The organism is Alicyclobacillus acidiphilus NBRC 100859 (genome assembly GCF_001544355.1).
Lineage (GTDB): Bacteria > Bacillota > Bacilli > Alicyclobacillales > Alicyclobacillaceae > Alicyclobacillus > Alicyclobacillus acidiphilus.
In genome coordinates, this window is the sequence record NZ_BCQI01000005.1 from 65,777 (window position 1) to 85,137 (window position 19,361).

Below are 19,361 nucleotides of genomic sequence, written 5' to 3' on the forward strand. Positions count from 1 at the left end.
CGATGGGAAGCAGGCGGGGGATGGCGACGAGATCGCGCCCCCTCCACCCGCCCGTCCCGTCCAATCCCACCCGTTCTCGCAGCTTTGGCTCACCAAGGCAGCGGATCCTTCGCGAGACGCTCTTCCCAGAATGCCTGAATCTGCTCGACCATCGCCGGCGACAACCCGTGGTACGCAGCCGCGCGGTTGGTGTCCCATTGCTGGATCGATTTGCAGCCAGGTATCACCGTCGTGACGGCCTCTTGAGCGAGGATGAACGAGAGTGCGGCTTCCAGTACGGAAGCTTGGCCTTGGAGCAATCGGGCCAACTCTTCAACCAAGGCGGCTCGCCGCTCGATCACGTCCTTCGGCCAACGACTCCGAATGCCACTGAACTCACTCTTGCGATGGTACTTTCCGGACAGCCAACCAGAATCGAGCGGAACTTTGACGACGAGCGCGATTCCTTTCGCGTGCGCTTCATCAAACGCGAGGCGCGTCTCCTGATGAAAGATATTGAACAGCACTTCCATCACGGTGCTTCCGGACGTTCGCACGACCTCGAACATCTCGCGGCTGGAGTCGACGGAAGCGCCATACGCCAGTATTTTGCCTTCTTCGCGAAGCCGGGCAAGCACTTCAAACTGTGGACTTCCACCGTTCAACATGTCGAAGGATGGATTATGTAAGAGAACCGAATCCAGGTAGTCCGTTTGCAGGCGCCGCAGGCTGGATTCCACCGACTCGCGTATGCGTTCCGGCGAGAAATCGGTCGTTCCGTCCGCGTGGTGCCCGCACTTTGTGTTGATGACAACGTCGTGTCGACGGCCCGCCAAGGCGCGCCCAAGTAACGTCTCGCTGTTGCCGCGTCCATAACCTGGAGCCGTGTCAAAGTAGTTGCAGCCATCGTCGATGGCGTGGTGAACGAGGGAGATGGCGTTGTCGTCCGACATGGCCGTCCAATCCACGGCATTGCCCAATTGCCACGCGCCAAATCCGACTTCCGACACCTCTTTGCCCGTGTCCGCATACGGTCTGTATTTCATCATCACTCACGCCTCCAGGTCCCAGTATCGTTGAATGGGTTAGAAATCGCTTATTACGACAGGAATTTCACAAAGGAGCACTGAGGGGTACACTTTTTCCGTTGGAAAGACAGGAAACACGATACACGCAGAAAGCCTCCTGAGGCACAAATCCCAAGGAAGCGATGCCACTGTGAACAGACAGTGGGCAAGCGGATTTCTCATCGCTCCTCCAACGTACACCAGCGTGGGAGTATGATCAATCAGTCGGGACTTCCATGTGTACGCTCGCCGGCACCGTCGCCGGCGGCTTGCTCGGCGACTCGATTGGCTTGCGCGACACCCTGTTCGCGGCGGTGATCCTGCGCGTTGGCGTCTTTGTGCTGATACGTTGTACGGATCTGTGGTGTGTGGGGAGGATCGAAGTGGAGGGCTGACAAAAAAGACCGCTCACGGCAACGGATTGCTCGTGAACGGTCTCTTGCCATTTCGTCAGATGTCGCGTTGGACAGCGTCGAATCAGGCGATTACGCGCCTTGTTCTTCGCGGACGAAGTTGCGCAGGACGGTCTGCAGGATACCGCCGTTGCGATAGTATTCGACCTCGATGTCGCTGTCGAGACGGACATTGGCTTTGAATGTGAAGGTCGATCCGTCTTCCCGCTTCACTTGCACGTCGACCGTCGATCTCGGTTGCAGGTCGTTGCTGAGTCCGAGAATCGTGAAGGACTCGCGGCCTGTCAAACCGTGCGTCGCCGCACTTTCACCTTGGACGAATTCCAAAGGCAGCACGCCCATGCCAACGAGATTGCTGCGGTGGATCCGTTCAAAGCTTTCGGCGATCACCGCGCGCACACCGAGCAAGAACGTGCCTTTGGCTGCCCAGTCGCGCGACGATCCGGTTCCGTACTCCTTGCCGGCGATGACGACCAGCGGTTGACCATTTTCTTGGTACTTCATCGCTGCATCGTAAATTGACGTGACTTCGCCAGTCGGGAAATAGGTGGTATAACCACCCTCGGTACCCGGCGCAACCTTGTTGCGAATTCGAATGTTCGCAAACGTGCCGCGCATCATGACTTCGTGATTGCCTCGGCGCGATCCGTACGAGTTGAAATCGTATGGCTCGACGTTGTGCTCCTGCAGATACTTACCAGCAGGGCTGTTTTGCGCGATGCTGCCAGCCGGCGAGATGTGGTCCGTCGTCACGGAGTCGCCGAGGAACGCAAGTACGCGAGCATCGCGAATTTCCTGGATATCTGGCACATCTGCCGTCAAACCCACAAAGAACGGAGGTTCTTGAATGTACGTCGACTGCTCATCCCAAGCGTACAGTTCGCCTTCCGGCGTTTCCAATGCGTTCCAGCGTTCGTTGCTGTTGAACACGCCGTTGTATTGTTCGCGGAACATTTCCGGATTGATGACTTTGCGAATCGTCTCTTGAACCTCTTCGTTCGACGGCCAAATGTCCTTCAGGAATACGTCGTTGCCATTCTTGTCCTTGCCAATCGGTTCGCTGGTGAGATCGATATCGACCGTACCTGCGAGCGCGTAGGCTACCACGAGTGGCGGCGATGCCAAGTAGTTGGCCTTGACCAGCGAGTGAATGCGGCCCTCGAAGTTCCGGTTGCCTGAGAGCACGGCCGACACGAGCAGGTCGTTCTCCTGAATCGCCGAACTGACTTCATCCGGCAATGGCCCGCTGTTGCCGATACAGGTCGTACAACCGTAACCGACCACGTCAAAACCAAGTTCAGCGAGCGGCTGCAGCAGATCAGCCTTCTCGAGATAGTCGGTGACGACGCGCGATCCCGGCGCCAGCGACGTTTTGACGTAGCGAGGCGTCGTCAGCCCCTTTTCAGCCGCTTTTTTCGCAAGCAAACCAGCGCCGACCATCACGGATGGATTGGATGTGTTTGTGCAGCTCGTGATGGCTGCAATCACCAACGCGCCCTGATGCAATTCGGCTGTAGCTCCGTCGCTGTACTTGACAGTCGCAACTTTGTCCTTCGCGTCGCCAAGGCCAAAGCCGCCTTCGCTGATCGGCTTCGCGAGAGCTTCTTCGAACGTGTGCTTCATGTCCTTCAACAGGATCTTGTCCTGCGGGCGTTTCGGACCTGCCAAGGACGGTTGAACGTCGCCCAGATCCAGTTCCAGCGTGTCGGTGAATACCGGATCGGCCATGTCGTCGGTGCGGAACAAGCCTTGTTTTTTCGTGTAACGCTCGACGAGGGCAATCAGTTCTTCGTCGCGGCCCGTGCTGCGCAAATAGTTGAGGGTTTCGGCGTCAACAGGGAAGAAGCCCATGGTCGCGCCGTACTCAGGACCCATGTTGGCAATGGTCGCGCGATCCGCAACCGAGATGTTCGACAGGCCAGCGCCGTAGAACTCGACGAACTTGCCGACGACACCCTTTTTGCGCAGCATGTTGACGACCGTCAAGGCGAGATCCGTAGCCGTTGCGCCTTCAGGAAGCTTGCCGGTCAGTTTGAATCCAATCACTTCCGGCTGCAGGAGATACAGAGGCTGTCCGAGCATACACGCTTCCGCTTCGATGCCGCCGACGCCCCAACCAAGCACGCCGACGCCGTTGATCATGGTCGTGTGCGAGTCGGTGCCGACCAAGCTGTCCGGGAAGACGACTTGCTCTCCGTTGACCGTGCGTTCTTGCACGACGCGGGCCAGGTACTCCAGGTTCACCTGGTGCACGATACCCATGCCTGGCGGAACGGCGCGGAAGTTGTCAAACGCCTTTTGTGCCCAGCGGAGGAACTTGTAACGCTCTTCGTTCCGTTCAAACTCGCGGCTGATGTTGAACTCGAGCGCTTCTTTCGATCCGAACGCGTCGACTTGCACCGAGTGGTCGATGACCAGGTCCACCGGAATCAACGGGTTGATGCGGTCCGGATTGCCGCCCAAGCGATGCATCGCTGAGCGCAGTGCGGCGAGATCGACCACGCAAGGCACACCCGTAAAGGTCTTGCAGCAGGATGCGAGCGGGCTTGAACGGAACGTCCGCCTTCTCGGGCTCTTTCGCGTTCCAGTTGGCCAATTGACGCACGTGCTCTTCCGTGATGACGCGGCCGTCGTATTGGCGAAGGACGGCTTCCAAGAGAATCTTGATGGAGAGCGGCAGACGTGAAATGTCCGCGACTCCATTGTCGGAGAGGGCGCCAAGGCGATAGTACGTATAGGACTTGTCGCCCACGGCAAGTTTCTGTTTGGCATCAAACAGATTATGATTTGTCCCCATGTGTGTCACTCCTCTTCCTATCATGTCATGTGATCATTGTGCGATTTCGGCGACAGATTGTCGAACCATCATCAAAAATACCGATGGGGCCATCGAAGGTTATCGAAATCAACCGGACGGCTTGGGCGGTATGCGACGAAGGTTGATGGCTGTCCGAGGAAAAGAGTCCTTTGTCACTCTACTACCAATTAGACGGCTGTGCAAGATAGCATTCGGTCGTCCAAACGCGTCCAAAAAGGCCAATCTTCCGGCGCTTTCTGCGATCACGGCGAAGCTGTGGAATCCGATTTCACAGGATGCGGCGGCAGCGGTCCGAGATACTGAAACAACTGGGTCTCAATGCGACCGTTGTACAATTTCCGGCGTTTGTCCGCCCGAAGGCCGTACAGCCGTTCAAATTGCGGATGAGAGGTCAGGATGAAAACGGACCACGTGTCGAGGGTGCGGAAATTGCGGCCGAGCTCCTTGTACAGCCGCTCCGTCTCGTCGATGGTCATCAACCGCTCTCCGTACGGCGGATTGCTGATGATGCACCCATACTGTTCGCGCGGTTGGATTTTGCGGGCGTCGGCGCGTTCGATGCGGATGACATCTTCGAGATCGGCATAATTGACGTGTCGGCGGGCCAACTCCAGCACCTCGTCATCGATGTCGGAAGCGACGACGTCGAGTTCAACGTGTCGCCGGGCCGCCTTCGCTTCGTCGCGAGCCTCGTCAAACGGGCGTTCGCCGACGATGGTCCAGTCTTCGGCGTCGAACGTGCGAAGCAGGCCCGGCGCGATGCGAAGGCCGTACATGGCGGCCTCGATCGCGATGGTGCCAGAGCCGCAGAGCGGATCGCGGAAGGGACGGTGGGCATCCCATCGACTCAGCAGGACGAGCGCGGCCGCCAGTGTTTCGCGCAAGGGCGCGACGGCGTTGAGCAGGCGATAGCCACGCCGGTGGAGTCCGCTTCCGCTGGTGTCCAAACGCAAGGTGGCGACGTCTTTGACGATGGAAACCTCCACTTTATATGTCGATCCGGTCTCCGCAAACGTCATCTGGTGGTACGCCTTCTGCAGACTGTCGACGATGGCTCGCTTCACGATGCTTTGGCAAGCCGGCACGCTGTGCAAGGTGCTCTTGACTGACTTGCCGACGACGGGGAAGTTGGCGTCGCGAGGCAGGATGTCAGCCCAGTCGATGGCGGAAACGCCTTGATAGAGGTCTTCAAACGTGATCGCAGGGAAAGACGCAAGTTCAATAAACACGCGTTCAGCGGTACGGAGCCAGAGGTTTGCTCTCGCGACGGCCGCGGCATCGCCTTGAAAACGCACCAGGCCGTTTTCGCTCTGCGTCTCGTAACCAAGCAATTGCAATTCACGCGCCGTCAACGCTTCGAGCCCGAACGCGCACGTCGCCACAATCTGAAATGTCATTCGCTATATCGCTCCTTATCATAAACAAAAGGCGCGTGACCCCCGCGTCGCCGAATCTCTCCAGCGACCGTCGGCCATGCGCCCGTAAACTTCGCGAATGTGCTTTTCGCAAGTGTACCTTTTCGCGAATGCTCAGCGATTCAACAACAGGACAATCATCGACGCCAGCGAGAAACATGCGCTGATGAGGTAGACGACCGTCACGGTCTGCACCTGCGTCAAACCGGAGCGGAGCAGCCAGTGGTGCACGTGGCTTTGATCTGGTTTGTACACCGGCTTGCCAGCCCGCGCTCGGACGAGGACGACGCGTACGGCGTCGAAGATCGGCACACCGAGTGCAAGGATAGGAACGCCAATCGAAATCACCGTCGCCGACTTGAACGCGCCGACCGACGCAATGGCCGCCAGCAAATAGCCGAGGACGGTGGAACCGGCGTCGCCCATGATGATTCGCGCCGGATAGAAGTTGTGGCGCAAAAATCCGATAGCGGCGCCCGTGACAGCGATAGCGAACCACGCGGACAGGGCGTCGCCCTTAATTAACGCGATGAAAAACAGCGTGGTCGCGGAAATTGCGGCAATCCCCGCCGCGAGTCCATCGACGCCGTCGAGAAAGTTGAAGACGTTCGTCACGCCGACCACCCAGAGTACCGTAAGCACGACGGAAAGGGCCGTTGGCAACGCGATGAAATGGTGATGGCCAAACGGCGACGTAAATCCTTGAATGCCGCCGCCAAACAGCGGAATGAGCAACGCTGCCAAGATTTGCACAGCAAATCGCACGGAAACGGAAAAATCCTTGCCGCGCGTCTTGTAGTAGTCGTCCAGAAGCCCAATGCCAAACAGCATGAGCGCGCCAATCATGACGCCGATATAAGGCGTATTCAACCAATTGTCCCAAACAAATCCGAATACGCACGATGCGATGAACCCAGCTAAAATCGCTCCGCCACCGAGCAGCGGAAGTGGGTCGCGATGGATTTTGCGATCGTTCGGCAGATCGACAAATTTCCACTTAATCGCTAGTCTTCTCAATTGCGGGGCCAATAAAAACGCGATCAGAAAGGCAATCACGCCTGAAAGCCACAGCGGCATAGTGTCCTCTCCTCTGAGTGACAATTCACGAGCATTATACTAAACCACAGAATGGACGGCTATACTGGTTTCGTATCTTTCTGGTGTTTTTCTGAATGCTAAGTCAATAAATTCATATTTTGCTCGGTCCTTGGGCGAATTTCGATGTTTGTCGTTTGCATGACATTTCACGCGAAATCATTGTTTTTCTGTCCAGGCTCTGCAAACATAGTGTGGTGATCTGGAGTGGACGGTTACTAGGTCCTCAAGGGAGTGAGCATATGCAGGCCAATGGAGTCGCTTACGACGAATCGCTGAATGGACTTGATGCGCCAAGGGCGACCTTTCGTGATTATATGTCGATTATGAAGTGGGGTATCACCATCGCCAACCTGATGGCGACGTTTGCTGGAATGTGGGCTGCCTCACACGGGCATCCGCCGCTGGCGATACTTTTCTTCACGCTTCTCGGCACGACGCTCGTCGTCGCAGGCGGGGCGGCGTTGAACAACTATTACGATCGCGACATCGACCAACACATGGCCCGCACCAAAAAACGCGCCGTCGCCGTCGGCAAGGTGGCCCCTGGTATCGCGCTGTGCATCGGCCTGTCGATGAGTGTGGTCGGGCTCTTCGTACTGTTCTATTTCGTCAATTTGCAAGCGGCGGCATGCGCGTTTGTCGGACTCTTCGTGTACTCGTATTTGTATACCGTGTGGTTTAAACGCCATACGACCCTGAACACCGTTCTCGGCGGGGTTTCCGGCGCGATGCCGCCGCTTATCGGTTGGGCGGCGGGCAGCGGCGGCTCCTTGCCGCTGACGGCTTGGTGCGTGTTCTTCACCTTCTTCTTGTGGCAGCCTCCGCATTTTCTGCCGCTCGCGATGAAGAAGACGGAGGACTATCGCGCGGCGGGTATCCCCATGTTGCCGGTCGTCCGCGGTTTCCGCGAGACGAAGCGGCAGATTGTCGTCTATACGGCGGCGATGGTTCCGGTGTCGTTGATGCTGACCACCCTGCACGCGGAAGGCTGGATTTACTTTATCGTCATGGCCGTATTGGGCCTTATCTTCTTGTACATGGCGATTCAAGGACTCTTTGTCAAACCGGATCAGGATTTGGTGTGGGCCAACAAGGTGTTCCGTTTTTCGCTCATTTATTTGACGGCCTTGTGCATCGTGATGGTGCTTTCGGTATCGCTGTTCTGACGTGAGTGGTTCTGATGACCGTCGTGACGCGACAGCCGCGGTACACAAACGCGGCTGTCGCAGCGTGATGTTTGGAACATGAACATCACAACGGCTGAAATCGTCATGCTTCCAACACGCTCCGGATGCGCCTCACCGCGTCGTCGAGATCGGCTTTGGCGATGGTCAGCGGCGGAGCGAAGCGAATGACATTGTCGTGCGTCTCTTTGCAAAGGAGCCCTCTGTGCATGAGCCGCTCGCAGTAGGGGCGCGCGGGCTCGTCGAGTTCCAGTCCAATAAACAAGCCTCGGCCCCGCACTTCAACGATGTGCGGGTTTTCGATTTTGCGCAACTCATTTAGGAAATAGGCGCCGAGTTCGCGAGAGCGTTTGGGCAGATCTTCATCGACAATCACTTCCATCGACGCGATCGCAACGGCCGCGGCCAACGGATTTCCGCCGAACGTGGAGCCGTGCGAACCGGGTTCGAAGACGCCGAGAATATCGCGGTTCGCGGCGACGGCAGAGACGGGGAACACGCCGCCGCCAAGCGCTTTGCCGAGGATATACACATCTGGTACAACCTCTTCCCAGTCACATGCGAACATTTGGCCGGTTCGGCCGAAACCGGTCTGGATCTCGTCGGCGACGAACAGCACATTCGCGGCTTTGCAGGCAGCATACGCGTCGCGGAGAAAGCCGTTCGGCGGAATGACGATGCCTGCTTCGCCCTGGATGGGCTCCGTGATGAAAGCGGCTGTGTTGGGTGTGATGGCCGCTTTGAGCCTGTCGAGATCGCCGTACGGTACGACCTTGAAGCCTGGCGTCAACGGTTCGAAGCCGCGCTGATATTCGGGATGCGACGACATCGAGACCGCCGTGATCGTGCGGCCGTGAAAATTCCCTGCGCTGACGATAATTTCCGCTTGGCCGGCGGGAATGCCCTTGACGTCGTATGCCCAGCGGCGGACTGCTTTTACGGCCGTTTCGACCGCTTCGGCACCGGTGTTCATCGGCAGGATGGTGTCCTTCTGGGTCAGGGCGGCCAACTTTTCGTAAAATGGGCCCAGGGTGACGCTGTGGAAAGCGCGCGAGGTCAATGTCACCTTGTCCGCCTGTTCCTTCAACGCGCGAATGATGCGCGGATGGCGGTGGCCTTGGTTGAGTGCGGAATACGCGCTCAACATATCCATGTACCGGTTGCCTTCTGGATCTTCAACCCAGATGCCTTCCGCGCGCTCGATCACGATGGGCAGAGGTTTATAATTGCTCGCACCGAATCGCTCGGTGAGTTCAATCAACTGTTGTGACGTGGACGGTACGGCTGCCATCTGACATTCCTCCTCAAAATGTTGGAGCGTGAATCGCATCCATTGGGGTGCGGGCGATGACGGCAGGCAAAGCGTTGAGGGCTTTATTGCCTCATTATCCGCCATCGATCCCGCGGCTTCAACCAGGCTTGACCAAGGAAGCGCGGCCACCGCTCCGTTCATTCCTGTAGTTTGTGGTTGAACAGCTCGTATAATTTCGATAAGATCGTGTTTGGGTATTCAGATGACATACGGGGAGACGATGAAAAATGTATCGTCGCGAAGATACAAAGCCGGTACGCGTCGGGGACGTCGTCATTGGCGGAAGCAACCAGGTCATCATTCAAAGCATGACGATGACAAAGACGGCTGACGTAAAGGGAACGGTCGAGCAGATTCATCGTTTGGAAGACGCTGGGTGTCAAGTCGTGCGCGTGACAGTCAATACCCGAGACGCTGCGGAAGCTATCAAGGACATCAAGCGGCAGATTCATATTCCGTTGGTCGCAGATATTCATTTCGATCATCGTCTTGCCTTGGAAGCAATCCGCAACGGCATCGATAAAGTGCGTATCAATCCGGGCAATATTGGCAAGCGCGAGAAGGTCGAAGAAGTTGTCAAGGCGTGTAAGGAACGCGGCATTCCGATTCGCATCGGAGTCAACGCAGGTTCTTTGGAGAGACATATACTCGAAAAGTACGGTTATCCGACCGCTGAAGGCATGTTGGAAAGCGCGGAACACCACGTAAAGATACTGGAAGATCTCGATTTTGACGACATCATCATTTCGATGAAGGCGTCGGATGTGCCGCTTGCCATCGAGGCGTACCGCCTGGCGGCTGAGCGATTCCGCTACCCGCTCCACCTCGGCATCACGGAATCGGGAACGCTGTTCAGCGGAACCATTAAAAGCGCGGCGGGACTCGGCACGCTGTTGGGCATGGGCATTGGCAACACCATCCGCGTTTCGCTGTCCGCGGATCCTGTCGAAGAAATCAAGGTTGCCCGCGAATTGCTGAAGACATTCCATATCGTTTCGGACGCCGTGACCATCGTGTCGTGTCCGACGTGCGGGCGAATCGATATCGATCTCATCAGTATCGCGAACGAGATCGAAGCGTATACGCAGAACATCAAAGCACCCATCAAGGTCTCGGTGTTGGGCTGCGCCGTGAATGGACCGGGTGAAGCGCGCGAAGCCGACATTGGCATCGCGGGCGCACGCGGCGAAGGATTGCTGTTCCGCAAGGGCGAAGTGGTCAGAAAGATTCCAGAAGCTGAACTCGTATCCGAGTTGAAGAAGGAAATCGACATCATGGCGAAGCGGTATGCCGAGACGGGTTCGATTGTTTGATCGAAAGCGCATGGCTTTTTCCGTAACACTTCCAAAACTAACTTCTGCAACTGGGTCAGTCGGTGTCAAAACCGGGGCCACCGAGGGGGGATTTTCCTCGGTCGGCTCCTTTTGTCTTTAACGGGAATTCTCTGCTTGTCGGCCGCCTGTCGCCGGTTTCGGGGGCACGCTCATGCGTCAGCGAGTCGCCAGGAAGGCTCTCAGCTGTCCCTTGATGGCTTCCGCGACCTCCTCGCTCTCCGCGCCGATGTGATAATGGTCGCCGTCGAGGTTGGTGTCAAAGCCTTGGAAGCCGCAGCGACGAAGATACGAAGCGATATCTTCGACGCTTTCCGAAGGGGTGACGAGCACTTTTTCGCCGATGAAGTCGTCGTTGACGTACACGTCATAGTGATCGTGCATCGTTTTGAGATTGTTTTCTTGCCAGCCAAAAATGGGTGAAAACCAGTTCCTCTCGTTTTCGACAGCCATGCGCAAACAGCCCTCCTCCGTTTTTCCTAGTGTCCCCTCCCGAAATCCAGCCATGTAGCCCATTTGGGATTTCCAAGGGCTGCCTACCTTTCTGCGGAAAGTCAATCTATAGTGGAAACTGAACGGAGACAAACACATGGGGGAGAGAAACGATGAAGCGCGCCTGGAAAAAATCTGCGATCACCCTTGGCACAGTTGGGGCAGCAGTTGTTTTGTCCGTCGCTTGCGCCGCAACCTTGCCCGACGCACGTGCCGACAACCAAACGACAACCCCACCGATGAATGCCGCAGCGAGCCAAGGTCCCGTAACCATTACGTTCTACGAGGCGATGGATGGGAATTTCGGCAAGGAACTGACAAAATTGACCACGCAGTTCGAAAAGGCGAACCCAGGTATCAAGGTGAACCTGGTATTCACAGGGAACTATCCGGCCCTTCAGGACAAGTTGACGGCCGCAGTGGCCGCGCACAACGAACCAACCATCGCGCAGGTACAGGATACCTGGGAGACGGAGTTCTATCAGAACCATTTGCTCCAACCGCTCGGAGATCTGCTGCCGAAGTCGCTGGTCGACGATATCATTCCGGGGTGGAAGGAAGACAATTCGTACAACGGCCAACTCGTATCCGTCCCATTCAACCGATCCGTCTACGTTCTCTATTACAACACGGCTCTCTTCAAGCAAGCAGGAATTCAGCGCGCTCCGAAGACGTGGGCCCAGCTCCAGCAGGATGCCGCGACAATCAAGAAGAAGACAGGTGTGGCGGGATTTGGCATGCAGGACGATTACTACACATGGGAGACCTTGCTTCACCAAGAAGGGGGCAGCGTGTTGAACGCCGCCGAAACCAAACCCGCGTTTGATACGGCCGCAGGCAGAAAGGCGCTTCGTTTCATGTACCAACTGGCCCATACGGGTGACGGCGCCGTTTCGGTGGTCAGTGCCAACGCGTACATCACCGACGGATTTAACGACGGATCGTACGCGACGGATTTCGATTCATCCGCAGGGGTCGCCTATCTCACCAATCCCAAACTTCATTACGCGTCTGCTCCGCTGCCCGCAGGGACGACGCACGCGGTGAGCAGCGGCGGGACGAACGTCGTCTTGTTCAAGCAGGTGACGGCGCTGCAAAAGGCGGCGGCCATCAAGTACATCGAATATCTCCTCTCCGACAAGACGACCGTGGCGTGGGCGGAGAACACTGGATATCTGCCGATGACGAACAGCGCGCTTCAGACGCCGGCATGGAAGTCGTTTGTCAAGACACATCCAAACGCAGGGGTCGCGGCGGATTCGGCCAAGTACGCGTTTTATGAACCGCGCGTCGCCACGATGTCCTCGGCCATCTCTGAGATCGACACGCAGATTGGCAACTATATCGCGGGAAAACAGACGTTGAACGCAACCATGGTGAATATGGTGCAACAAGTCGATGAGGCGCTTTCCAGTCAATAAACGCTTGAGTCAGCAGGGCCCGCAATCGGCGGGATGGCGGGTTTGGGACTCCATCCCGCGCGCTTTTGGCCGTCTGTCCGCCGGAAACGGATTGTTGCAATCCAATCCTATCTCCATTATGCTTTAATACATTAGCGAACTAAAGCGTGGTGACAACAGCAGTGGTGCAGCGTGATTGGATGGAATCGAATGGGCTGGGGCAAGGATTCGCGGAACGGCCCATGGGCATGCAGGATGGGTACCCGGACTTCGCGAAGCGCCGCCGCGCGATAGAGTCGAAGTTACTGCGATTTTTCGAAGAGATGGGCTACGAACTGGTGACGAGCGGCGTCTTTGAATATGTGGATACGCTGCTGCGGGCGAGATCGAACGAGACCTCGCGCGACTGGATACAACTGTTCGACGGCGGCGGCAACGCAATTGCTTTGCGGCCGGAGATGACGCCGTCCATTGCGCGGATGGCGGCGCCGAGGGTGGCGAATCATCGCACGCCTATCAAATGGTGCTATTGCGAGCGAGTGTATCGCCGCACGGCCGATCCGGCTTCGCTGTCGTGGGCGAGCGGCAAGGCGGCCGAGTCGACGCAGGTCGGCGTCGAGTGGATTGGCGACAGGACGGGCGTTGAAACCGACGCGAGCGTCCTCTCCATGCTGCACGAGGCGACGATGCGCCTTTGCATTTCCGACGCGAAGATTGTGGTCAGCCACGCGCATTTTGTTCCGTTGCTGTTGCAGGTGCTCGGCGTTGAGGAGTCGGCGGTTCACGCGCTTCTCGAATGTCTGACAAACGGCGATTACGTGGCGTTTGAGCAGTTGATCGCCCGGGAAATAAGCGACGCAGAAGCAAGCGGTGCTTCGATGCTGACGGCGCTTCAGCAATTGTCCCCTCACCGTCAGTCGGGAGCCGATCCGGCGGATCGGGCATCGCGTCTGCTCTGTGCGTTTCGTCCGTGGCTCGGCGAAGAGCGCGAAGCCGCGCCCGCCATCGCCGGCCTCGACGCGGCGTGGCGGACGTTGTGCGAGCTGGCCGACGTGATCGATCAGGCGCGGTTGTCCGACTGGGTCACGTTCGATCTCACCCTTCACAGAGATATGTCCTACTACACGGGCATCGTGTTTGAAGTGTTCGCGCACGGCGTGGGTGCGCCCATCGCCTTGGGCGGGCGGTATGACGAACTGCTTGGGCAATTCGGAGCGCCGGCGCCGGCGATAGGTTTCACGTTTGAAGTGGAGCGAACGATGGCTGCGCTCGCCGCCATGGGGGAAGACGGCGGACATGGAGGCGATAGCGGATGGTGACCATTGCGCTGGCGAAAGGGCGCACGGTGGATGACCTGTTGCCGCTTTGGCGCGACGCGGGCATTCCGGTCCCGGCGGACATGGACGACAGCCGGGCCTTGGTGTTCGAAGTGCCTTGGGCGGGGCACGAATGCCTGCGGTATCTCCTGGCGAAGCCTGCCGATGTGCCGACGTACGTGGCGTACGGCGTGGCGGACGTCGGGGTCGTCGGCAAGGACGTGCTGCTCGAACAGGGCAAAGAGATGTACGAGTTGCTGGATCTCGGCGTTGCCTCCTGCCGCCTGTGTGTGGCGGGACGTCCGGAGGATCGAGACACGCAGCCGCGCCGGGTCGCCACCAAGTACCCGAAACTCGCGGACAACTACTTCCGGCGTCTCGGCCATTCCGTCGAGATTGTGCCGCTGTCGGGATCGATTGAGTTGGCGAGTGTGATTGGGCTGACGGATCGGATCTTCGATCTCGTCCAGACCGGCGCCACACTCGATGCCAACGGACTGGTCGTGTTTGACGAAGTGTACGACATATCCGCGCGCCTGGTGGCCAATCGCTCGAGCTACAGGATGAAGCACGATATCGTTCAAGAGATGACGGCACGTTTAGCAGAACAGGTTCGCAAGCGAGAGGGGGATCCGCGTGGGACTGTCGGTGGTTGAACGCGAAGAATTCAACTGGCAGCGTGTGACGTCGGCGAATCCGCAGGCGGCGGCGCGCGTCGCCGAAATTATCGAGGACGTTCGCCGTCGAGGCGATGTTGCGCTGCAAGCGTGGACAAAGGAATTGGACGGACAGTGGCCCGCTTCGCTGCGCGTGCCCGAATCGGCGCTCAAGCAAGCGCTCGAGGCCATGCCGGAGGCGACGCGGCTGGCTATGGAACAGGCCGCGGCGCGTATCCGCAGATATCACGAAGCGCAGTGGCCCGAAGATTTCACCTTGTACGGGGACGACGGTGAGCAGCTTGGCCTCTTGTGGCGGGCGATGGACAGAGTTGGCGTGTACGCGCCAGGCGGTCGCGGGGCGTACCCTTCGACGGTGTTGATGGACGTCATCCCCGCACAGGTAGCGGGTGTTCGCGAGATTGTGCTCGTTTCGCCGCCCGGTGGAGACGGGTTGCCGCACCGCGACGTGCTGGCGGCGGCCCAACTGCTTGGCGTGGAGGAAGTCTACGCCATTGGCGGCGCGCAGGCCATCGCGGCGTTGGCCTACGGGACGCAGTCCATCCAGCGCGTCAACAAGATCGTCGGCCCAGGCAATCTGTACGTGGCCCTGGCGAAAAAGGCGGTCATGGGGGATGTCGGGATCGACGCCATCGCAGGGCCAAGCGAAGTGGCGATTCTCGCGGATGAGGAGGCGAATCCGCGCTATGTCGCCGCCGACATGCTGGCGCAGGCGGAGCACGATCCAGAGGCTGGCGCCATCTGCCTCAGCACTTCGGCCGCGTTGTTGGCTCGGGTCGCGGACGAACTTGAGCGGCAGGTCGCGTTGTTGCCGCGGGCTGACATCGCTCGGCAGGCCTTGGATCGGTGGGGGGCGCTCGTGCACATCGCGAGTTTGGACGAAGGCGTCGAGTTGTTGAACGAGATCGCGCCCGAGCACGTGGAGTTGCTGGTCGCCGAACCGGAGCGGTTGCTGCCCGGTATTCGTTTCGCTGGGGCGGTGTTTCTCGGCGCGTACAGCCCCGAACCAGTCGGTGACTATTTTGCAGGTACGAATCACGTGCTGCCCACGCATGGCAGCGCGCGTTACGCGAGCGGGCTGGGTGTGCACGACTTTCTGCGGCGGATGAGCGTCGTCGCGTACAGCAGAGAGACGCTCGCCAAACACGCGTCGCACATCGTCCAACTGGCGCGGGCTGAAGCGTTGGAAGCGCACGCGCGCGCGGTTCTGATTCGGGAGGAGGAAGAACGATGACCGTTGAGGGAACGAAGCCGGACGCGCCGACGTTCCGAGCATCCATTCGCCGCGAGACGGGCGAGACGCAAATTCAGTTGGCGCTGAACCTACACGGATCCGGGCAGGCGAAACTCGATTTTCCAGTGCCGTTTTTACGCCACATGCTCCATCTGTTTGCCGCGCACGGCTCCTTCGATCTCGACATTCAGGCGGACGGCGACGTCGACGTCGACGATCACCACCTGGTCGAGGACATCGGCTTGTGCCTCGGCAAAGCCATCGCCGCCGCGCTGGGCGACAAGCGCGGCATTCGCAGGTACGGCGAGCGTCACACGCCCATGGATGAGACCTTGGCCCGGGCCGTCCTCGATTTGTCCGGTCGCCCCGCGTTCGTGTTGCAAGCGGCGTTCACCCATGAGCGGATTGGGACGTTTCCCACAGAACTGGTCGCAGAGTTCTTCAAATCCGTGGCCAACGAGGGCAGGATGGCACTCCACTTGGCGGTTCTGTACGGCGAGAACAACCACCACATGGTCGAAGGCCTGTTCAAGGCGTTCGGCGCGGCCTTGCGCGAAGCCGTCGAGGTGCGCGGGCAAGGGGTGCAGAGCACGAAGGGGGTGCTCGAATGATCGCCATCCTCGATCCCGGCATCGGCAACCTTCACTCCGTCCAGCACGGTTTGGCCCGCGCTGGCGCGGACACGGTGGTGATTGGCGACGCGACGGCGTGGGAACGGGCCGCGCGCCAGGGCATCCGCGTGGACGGCGTGATTTTACCGGGGGTCGGCGCCTTTGGTGACGCGATGTTCCAGCTTCGTCACACCGGTTTCATTCCTATCGTCCGCGACACTGCCGAAAAGGGCGTTCCTCTCCTCGGCATCTGCTTAGGTATGCAGCTGCTGTTCGACTATTCCACGGAGCACGGGCGCCACGACGGACTGGGGCTGTTGCCTGGCAGCGTCGTCCGCTTTGGGCAAGGTGTGAAAGTTCCGCACATGGGATGGAACAATCTCGATCACGTCGCTTCCAACCACCCGTTGCTGACTGGGGTGAGCGTCGGCGACTACGTCTATTTCGTGCACTCGTACGTCGTCCAGGCCGAACGGCCAGAGGACGTGCTTGCCTCCGCCACCTACGGCGATACGGTGGTGCCAGCGGTCGTGGGTCGCGGCAGCGTCATGGGCACGCAGTTCCATCCGGAAAAGAGCGGCGACGTCGGCGAGACCATTTTGCGCAATTTCGTTCGTCTGTGTACACAGAGCCAAACCCGGGAGGTGCTAGCATGACGGCGAACACGGCGTTCACGCTCTATCCTGCAATCGACATTCTCGGCGGTCAGTGCGTCCGCTTGCAGAAGGGGGATTACGGCCGGAAGACCGACTACAGCGATTTTCCCGCCGCGGTCGCCGAAACCTGGTGCCGCGCCGGGGCGCGTTACCTGCATGTGGTGGATCTCGACGGAGCCAAAGACGGCCGCAGCGTCAATCGCGCCGCCGTCGAAGCCATCGCAGAGACTGCGCGTTCGTTCGGGGTATCCGTTCAGGTTGGCGGCGGCATTCGCGATCGCGACGCGATCGCGCGCTGGCTGGACGTCGGTGTCGAGCGCGTCGTGCTGGGCACCGTATCGCGCGACATCCCGTTGATGGCTTCGTTCGTTGAAACGTTTGGGTCCGAGCGGATCGTCGCCGGTCTCGACGGCCGCGGCGGCAAGCTCGCCGTGACGGGCTGGCTCGAACAAACCGACACCCCCATCGTCGATCTCGCCGCCGATCTCGCCCGCATCGGCGTCGTGCATGCCTTGGTGACAGATGTGGATCGGGACGGCACCGGAACCGGGGCGAATCTGGAGTTGGCCTTGTCCGTTCAGCAGGCGGGCCTGCAGGCGATCGCCAGTGGGGGCATCGCGGGTCCGGACGACATTTTCGCGGCTGCGGAAGCAGGATTGAGCGGCGCGATCGTCGGGAAGGCCCTGTACGACGGGCACGTCGACTTGGCGGAAGTCCTGCACCAATTGAAGGAGCGTTCGGGAGCATGTTGACGAAACGGATCATCCCGTGTTTCGACGTGCTGGACGGGCGTGTGGTCAAGCATGTCGGGTTTTTGAATGATCGCCGGGACGCCGGAAATCCGGTTGCGCTCGCGAAACAATATTGCGATGCGGGCGCGGACGAACTGGTGCTGCTCGACATTTCCGCTTCCGGCGAAGGGCGGCTGGCGACGCGCCGGGTGGTCGAACAAGTGGCGGCACAGACGAATATTCCCCTGACGGTAGGCGGGGGCGTGTCCGCGGTCGACGACGTGCGCAACCTGCTGCTCGCAGGCGCGGACAAAGTGTCGATGAACACCGGCGCGTTCCGCAACCCGAGGCTGATTCAGGAAGCCGCGCATCGATTTGGCGAACAGTGTGTGGTCGTCGCGATCGACGCCAATTTGAACCCGGCCACGGGCGACTACGAAGTGATGATTCAGGGCGGCAAGGTCACAACGGGGGCCAGCGTGATGGAATGGGCCAAACAGGCCGAACAACTCGGCGCAGGCGAAATCCTGTTGACCAGTTTTCGCCAGGATGGCACGCGCGACGGCTTCGATTTGCAGTTGACGAGACGAGTGGCGGAATCGGTCGGCGTACCTGTCATTGCCAGCGGCGGAGCTGGCCGCAAAGAGCACTTTTACGACGTGTTGACCGAGGGACAGGCCGACGCCGCGCTTGCCGCAAGCGTGTTCCATTTCGCCGAGACCAGCGTCCGCGAGGTCAAGGCGTACCTGCGTGAAAGGGGAGTGCCGATTCGATGGCTGAACAACGCGCTGTGAAGGGCGGGATCGATCTCGCCGCCGTCCGCTACGACAAATCGACGGGCCTGGTGCCGGTGGTGGTGCAGGACGTGGACACGAAAGACGTGCTGATGCTCGCCTATGCGAATCGCGAGGCGTTGAAGCGGACGTTTTCGACTGGACAATCCTGGTTCTGGAGTCGATCCCGGCAGGAATACTGGCACAAAGGCGCGACGTCGGGCCATGTGCAGCGCGTGGTGGAGATTCGTCTCGATTGCGACGGCGACACGGTGCTCTACTTGGTTCGACCGGAGGGGCCGGCATGCCACACCGGCGAGACGTCCTGCTTCCACCGACGGTTGACCTACGCGGAGGCGATCGTCGATCCATCGTCGGCGAACAGCGCCGACCCGTCGACGGCCGCACAGTTGACTGCCATACCCGCGCAGCCCGCCGAGATGAGGCCGTCACCTGAGCCTGCGTCGGCCGCGGCGGACTGGGGGCAACTGAGCAAGCTCTGGGAGACCATCGACGCTCGCTATCGGGATCGGCCGGAAGGATCATACTCGTCCTATCTCTTCGATCACGGCGCTGAAAAAATCGGCAAGAAGGTCGGCGAGGAAGCCACGGAAGTCGCGTTGGCCGCGCTGCGGGCGGAGTTGACTGGCGCAGGTCGTCACGTCGCCACAGAGTCCGCAGATTTGATCTACCATCTGTTGGTCCTGTGGCGCGCGGTCGGCACATCGCCCGAGGACGTGTTTGCTGTGTTAAACTCGCGCGAGTCGCGATAATTGGCGAAAAAGTGCGAAAATCATGTGGACGTGTTATCCCTCTTGGACTAATCTATGGGCAACGATGAGTGACATCCGGAG

17 protein-coding genes and 1 pseudogene are annotated in these 19,361 nt (G+C 59.1%); 12 read left to right on the plus strand and 6 right to left on the minus strand.

All coding sequences use genetic code 11. From position 1 onward, the window contains the following. Positions 1-89 precede the first annotated feature (89 nt). On the minus strand, positions 90-1,028 hold the full coding sequence (locus AAC01S_RS03360) for an aldo/keto reductase (RefSeq protein WP_245630052.1): 939 nt from the start codon (positions 1,026-1,028) through the stop codon (positions 90-92). A gap of 254 nt (positions 1,029-1,282) precedes the next feature. On the opposite strand from AAC01S_RS03360, the gene AAC01S_RS19165 reads away from it, so the two are divergent. Then, positions 1,283-1,441, plus strand: a complete 159-nt coding sequence (locus AAC01S_RS19165; RefSeq protein WP_157071030.1) for a hypothetical protein — start codon at positions 1,283-1,285, stop codon at positions 1,439-1,441. A gap of 90 nt (positions 1,442-1,531) precedes the next feature. Here AAC01S_RS19165 and acnA read toward each other — a convergent pair. From acnA to AAC01S_RS03375, 3 genes and pseudogenes are all read right to left on the minus strand, one after another. Next, positions 1,532-4,256: pseudogene (acnA, locus tag AAC01S_RS03365) on the minus strand (aconitate hydratase AcnA). Between the two features lie 263 nt (positions 4,257-4,519). Further along, positions 4,520-5,674: a THUMP domain-containing class I SAM-dependent RNA methyltransferase gene (locus AAC01S_RS03370; RefSeq protein WP_067618769.1), complete on the minus strand. Its 1,155-nt coding sequence runs from the start codon at positions 5,672-5,674 to the stop codon at positions 4,520-4,522. A gap of 132 nt (positions 5,675-5,806) precedes the next feature. Next, complete coding sequence (locus AAC01S_RS03375) at positions 5,807-6,769, minus strand: glycosyltransferase family 4 protein (RefSeq protein ID WP_067618770.1); 963 nt, start codon at positions 6,767-6,769, stop codon at positions 5,807-5,809. A gap of 260 nt (positions 6,770-7,029) precedes the next feature. On the opposite strand from AAC01S_RS03375, the gene cyoE reads away from it, so the two are divergent. Then, positions 7,030-7,956, plus strand: coding sequence for a heme o synthase (gene cyoE / locus AAC01S_RS03380; RefSeq protein ID WP_067618773.1), 927 nt, complete (start codon positions 7,030-7,032; stop codon positions 7,954-7,956). A gap of 103 nt (positions 7,957-8,059) precedes the next feature. On the opposite strand, the gene AAC01S_RS03385 is transcribed toward cyoE, so the two are convergent. Further along, a complete protein-coding gene (locus AAC01S_RS03385; protein WP_067618776.1) occupies positions 8,060-9,265 on the minus strand; it encodes an ornithine--oxo-acid transaminase in 1,206 nt (401 codons plus the stop codon). Positions 9,266-9,513: 248 nt separating this feature from the next. On the opposite strand from AAC01S_RS03385, the gene ispG reads away from it, so the two are divergent. Then, positions 9,514-10,599 (plus strand): flavodoxin-dependent (E)-4-hydroxy-3-methylbut-2-enyl-diphosphate synthase, encoded by a 1,086-nt coding sequence (ispG, locus tag AAC01S_RS03390; protein WP_067618779.1) that lies wholly within the window; start codon positions 9,514-9,516, stop codon positions 10,597-10,599. Between the two features lie 177 nt (positions 10,600-10,776). Here the strand turns inward: ispG and AAC01S_RS03395 are convergent, their stop codons facing one another. Beyond that, on the minus strand, positions 10,777-11,070 hold the full coding sequence (locus tag AAC01S_RS03395) for a hypothetical protein (RefSeq protein WP_067618783.1): 294 nt from the start codon (positions 11,068-11,070) through the stop codon (positions 10,777-10,779). Positions 11,071-11,222: 152 nt separating this feature from the next. Between AAC01S_RS03395 and AAC01S_RS03400 the strand changes: the two genes are divergently transcribed. The 9 genes from AAC01S_RS03400 (at position 11,223) to hisIE (ending at position 19,280) form a co-directional block, all read left to right on the plus strand. Next, on the plus strand, positions 11,223-12,530 hold the full coding sequence (locus tag AAC01S_RS03400) for an ABC transporter substrate-binding protein (protein ID WP_067618785.1): 1,308 nt from the start codon (positions 11,223-11,225) through the stop codon (positions 12,528-12,530). A 161-nt stretch (positions 12,531-12,691) separates the two neighbouring features. Beyond that, positions 12,692-13,828, plus strand: coding sequence for an ATP phosphoribosyltransferase regulatory subunit (locus AAC01S_RS03405; protein WP_245630053.1), 1,137 nt, complete (start codon positions 12,692-12,694; stop codon positions 13,826-13,828). Next, positions 13,822-14,481: an ATP phosphoribosyltransferase gene (hisG, locus tag AAC01S_RS03410; protein WP_067618788.1), complete on the plus strand. Its 660-nt coding sequence runs from the start codon at positions 13,822-13,824 to the stop codon at positions 14,479-14,481. Before AAC01S_RS03405 ends, hisG begins: the two co-directional genes overlap by 7 nt. Then, on the plus strand, positions 14,468-15,736 hold the full coding sequence (gene hisD / locus AAC01S_RS03415; protein ID WP_370670804.1) for a histidinol dehydrogenase: 1,269 nt from the start codon (positions 14,468-14,470) through the stop codon (positions 15,734-15,736). Before hisG ends, hisD begins: the two co-directional genes overlap by 14 nt. Continuing rightward, positions 15,733-16,347: an imidazoleglycerol-phosphate dehydratase HisB gene (gene hisB / locus AAC01S_RS03420; RefSeq protein WP_067618795.1), complete on the plus strand. Its 615-nt coding sequence runs from the start codon at positions 15,733-15,735 to the stop codon at positions 16,345-16,347. Before hisD ends, hisB begins: the two co-directional genes overlap by 4 nt. Further along, positions 16,344-17,003: an imidazole glycerol phosphate synthase subunit HisH gene (gene hisH, locus AAC01S_RS03425; RefSeq protein ID WP_067618797.1), complete on the plus strand. Its 660-nt coding sequence runs from the start codon at positions 16,344-16,346 to the stop codon at positions 17,001-17,003. Before hisB ends, hisH begins: the two co-directional genes overlap by 4 nt. Continuing rightward, positions 17,000-17,755, plus strand: a complete 756-nt coding sequence (gene hisA, locus AAC01S_RS03430) for a 1-(5-phosphoribosyl)-5-[(5-phosphoribosylamino)methylideneamino]imidazole-4-carboxamide isomerase (protein ID WP_067618799.1) — start codon at positions 17,000-17,002, stop codon at positions 17,753-17,755. Before hisH ends, hisA begins: the two co-directional genes overlap by 4 nt. Continuing rightward, the gene (gene hisF / locus AAC01S_RS03435) at positions 17,749-18,528 is read left to right on the plus strand and encodes an imidazole glycerol phosphate synthase subunit HisF (protein WP_067618802.1); all 780 of its coding nucleotides are present in this window, start codon (positions 17,749-17,751) and stop codon (positions 18,526-18,528) included. The genes hisA and hisF overlap by 7 nt, the downstream gene beginning before the upstream one ends. Then, complete coding sequence (gene hisIE / locus AAC01S_RS03440) at positions 18,507-19,280, plus strand: bifunctional phosphoribosyl-AMP cyclohydrolase/phosphoribosyl-ATP diphosphatase HisIE (RefSeq protein WP_067618914.1); 774 nt, start codon at positions 18,507-18,509, stop codon at positions 19,278-19,280. Before hisF ends, hisIE begins: the two co-directional genes overlap by 22 nt. Positions 19,281-19,361: the final 81 nt, after the last annotated feature.

Bases quoted from the DNA above. Each gene is read 5' to 3' on its own strand.
- AAC01S_RS03370 (WP_067618769.1), bottom strand. From the start codon at position 5,674: ATGACATTTCAGATTGTGGCGACGTGCGCGTTCGGGCTCGAAGCGTTG.
- hisF (WP_067618802.1), top strand. From the start codon at position 17,749: ATGTTGACGAAACGGATCATCCCGTGTTTCGACGTGCTGGACGGGCGT.
- AAC01S_RS03360 (WP_245630052.1), bottom strand. From the start codon at position 1,028: ATGATGAAATACAGACCGTATGCGGACACGGGCAAAGAGGTGTCGGAA.
- ispG (WP_067618779.1), top strand. From the start codon at position 9,514: ATGTATCGTCGCGAAGATACAAAGCCGGTACGCGTCGGGGACGTCGTC.
- hisG (WP_067618788.1), top strand. From the start codon at position 13,822: ATGGTGACCATTGCGCTGGCGAAAGGGCGCACGGTGGATGACCTGTTG.
- AAC01S_RS03385 (WP_067618776.1), bottom strand. From the start codon at position 9,265: ATGGCAGCCGTACCGTCCACGTCACAACAGTTGATTGAACTCACCGAG.
- AAC01S_RS03375 (WP_067618770.1), bottom strand. From the start codon at position 6,769: ATGCCGCTGTGGCTTTCAGGCGTGATTGCCTTTCTGATCGCGTTTTTA.
- AAC01S_RS19165 (WP_157071030.1), top strand. From the start codon at position 1,283: ATGTGTACGCTCGCCGGCACCGTCGCCGGCGGCTTGCTCGGCGACTCG.
- cyoE (WP_067618773.1), top strand. From the start codon at position 7,030: ATGCAGGCCAATGGAGTCGCTTACGACGAATCGCTGAATGGACTTGAT.
- AAC01S_RS03400 (WP_067618785.1), top strand. From the start codon at position 11,223: ATGAAGCGCGCCTGGAAAAAATCTGCGATCACCCTTGGCACAGTTGGG.
- hisA (WP_067618799.1), top strand. From the start codon at position 17,000: ATGACGGCGAACACGGCGTTCACGCTCTATCCTGCAATCGACATTCTC.
- hisIE (WP_067618914.1), top strand. From the start codon at position 18,507: ATGGCTGAACAACGCGCTGTGAAGGGCGGGATCGATCTCGCCGCCGTC.
- hisB (WP_067618795.1), top strand. From the start codon at position 15,733: ATGACCGTTGAGGGAACGAAGCCGGACGCGCCGACGTTCCGAGCATCC.
- hisH (WP_067618797.1), top strand. From the start codon at position 16,344: ATGATCGCCATCCTCGATCCCGGCATCGGCAACCTTCACTCCGTCCAG.
- AAC01S_RS03395 (WP_067618783.1), bottom strand. From the start codon at position 11,070: ATGGCTGTCGAAAACGAGAGGAACTGGTTTTCACCCATTTTTGGCTGG.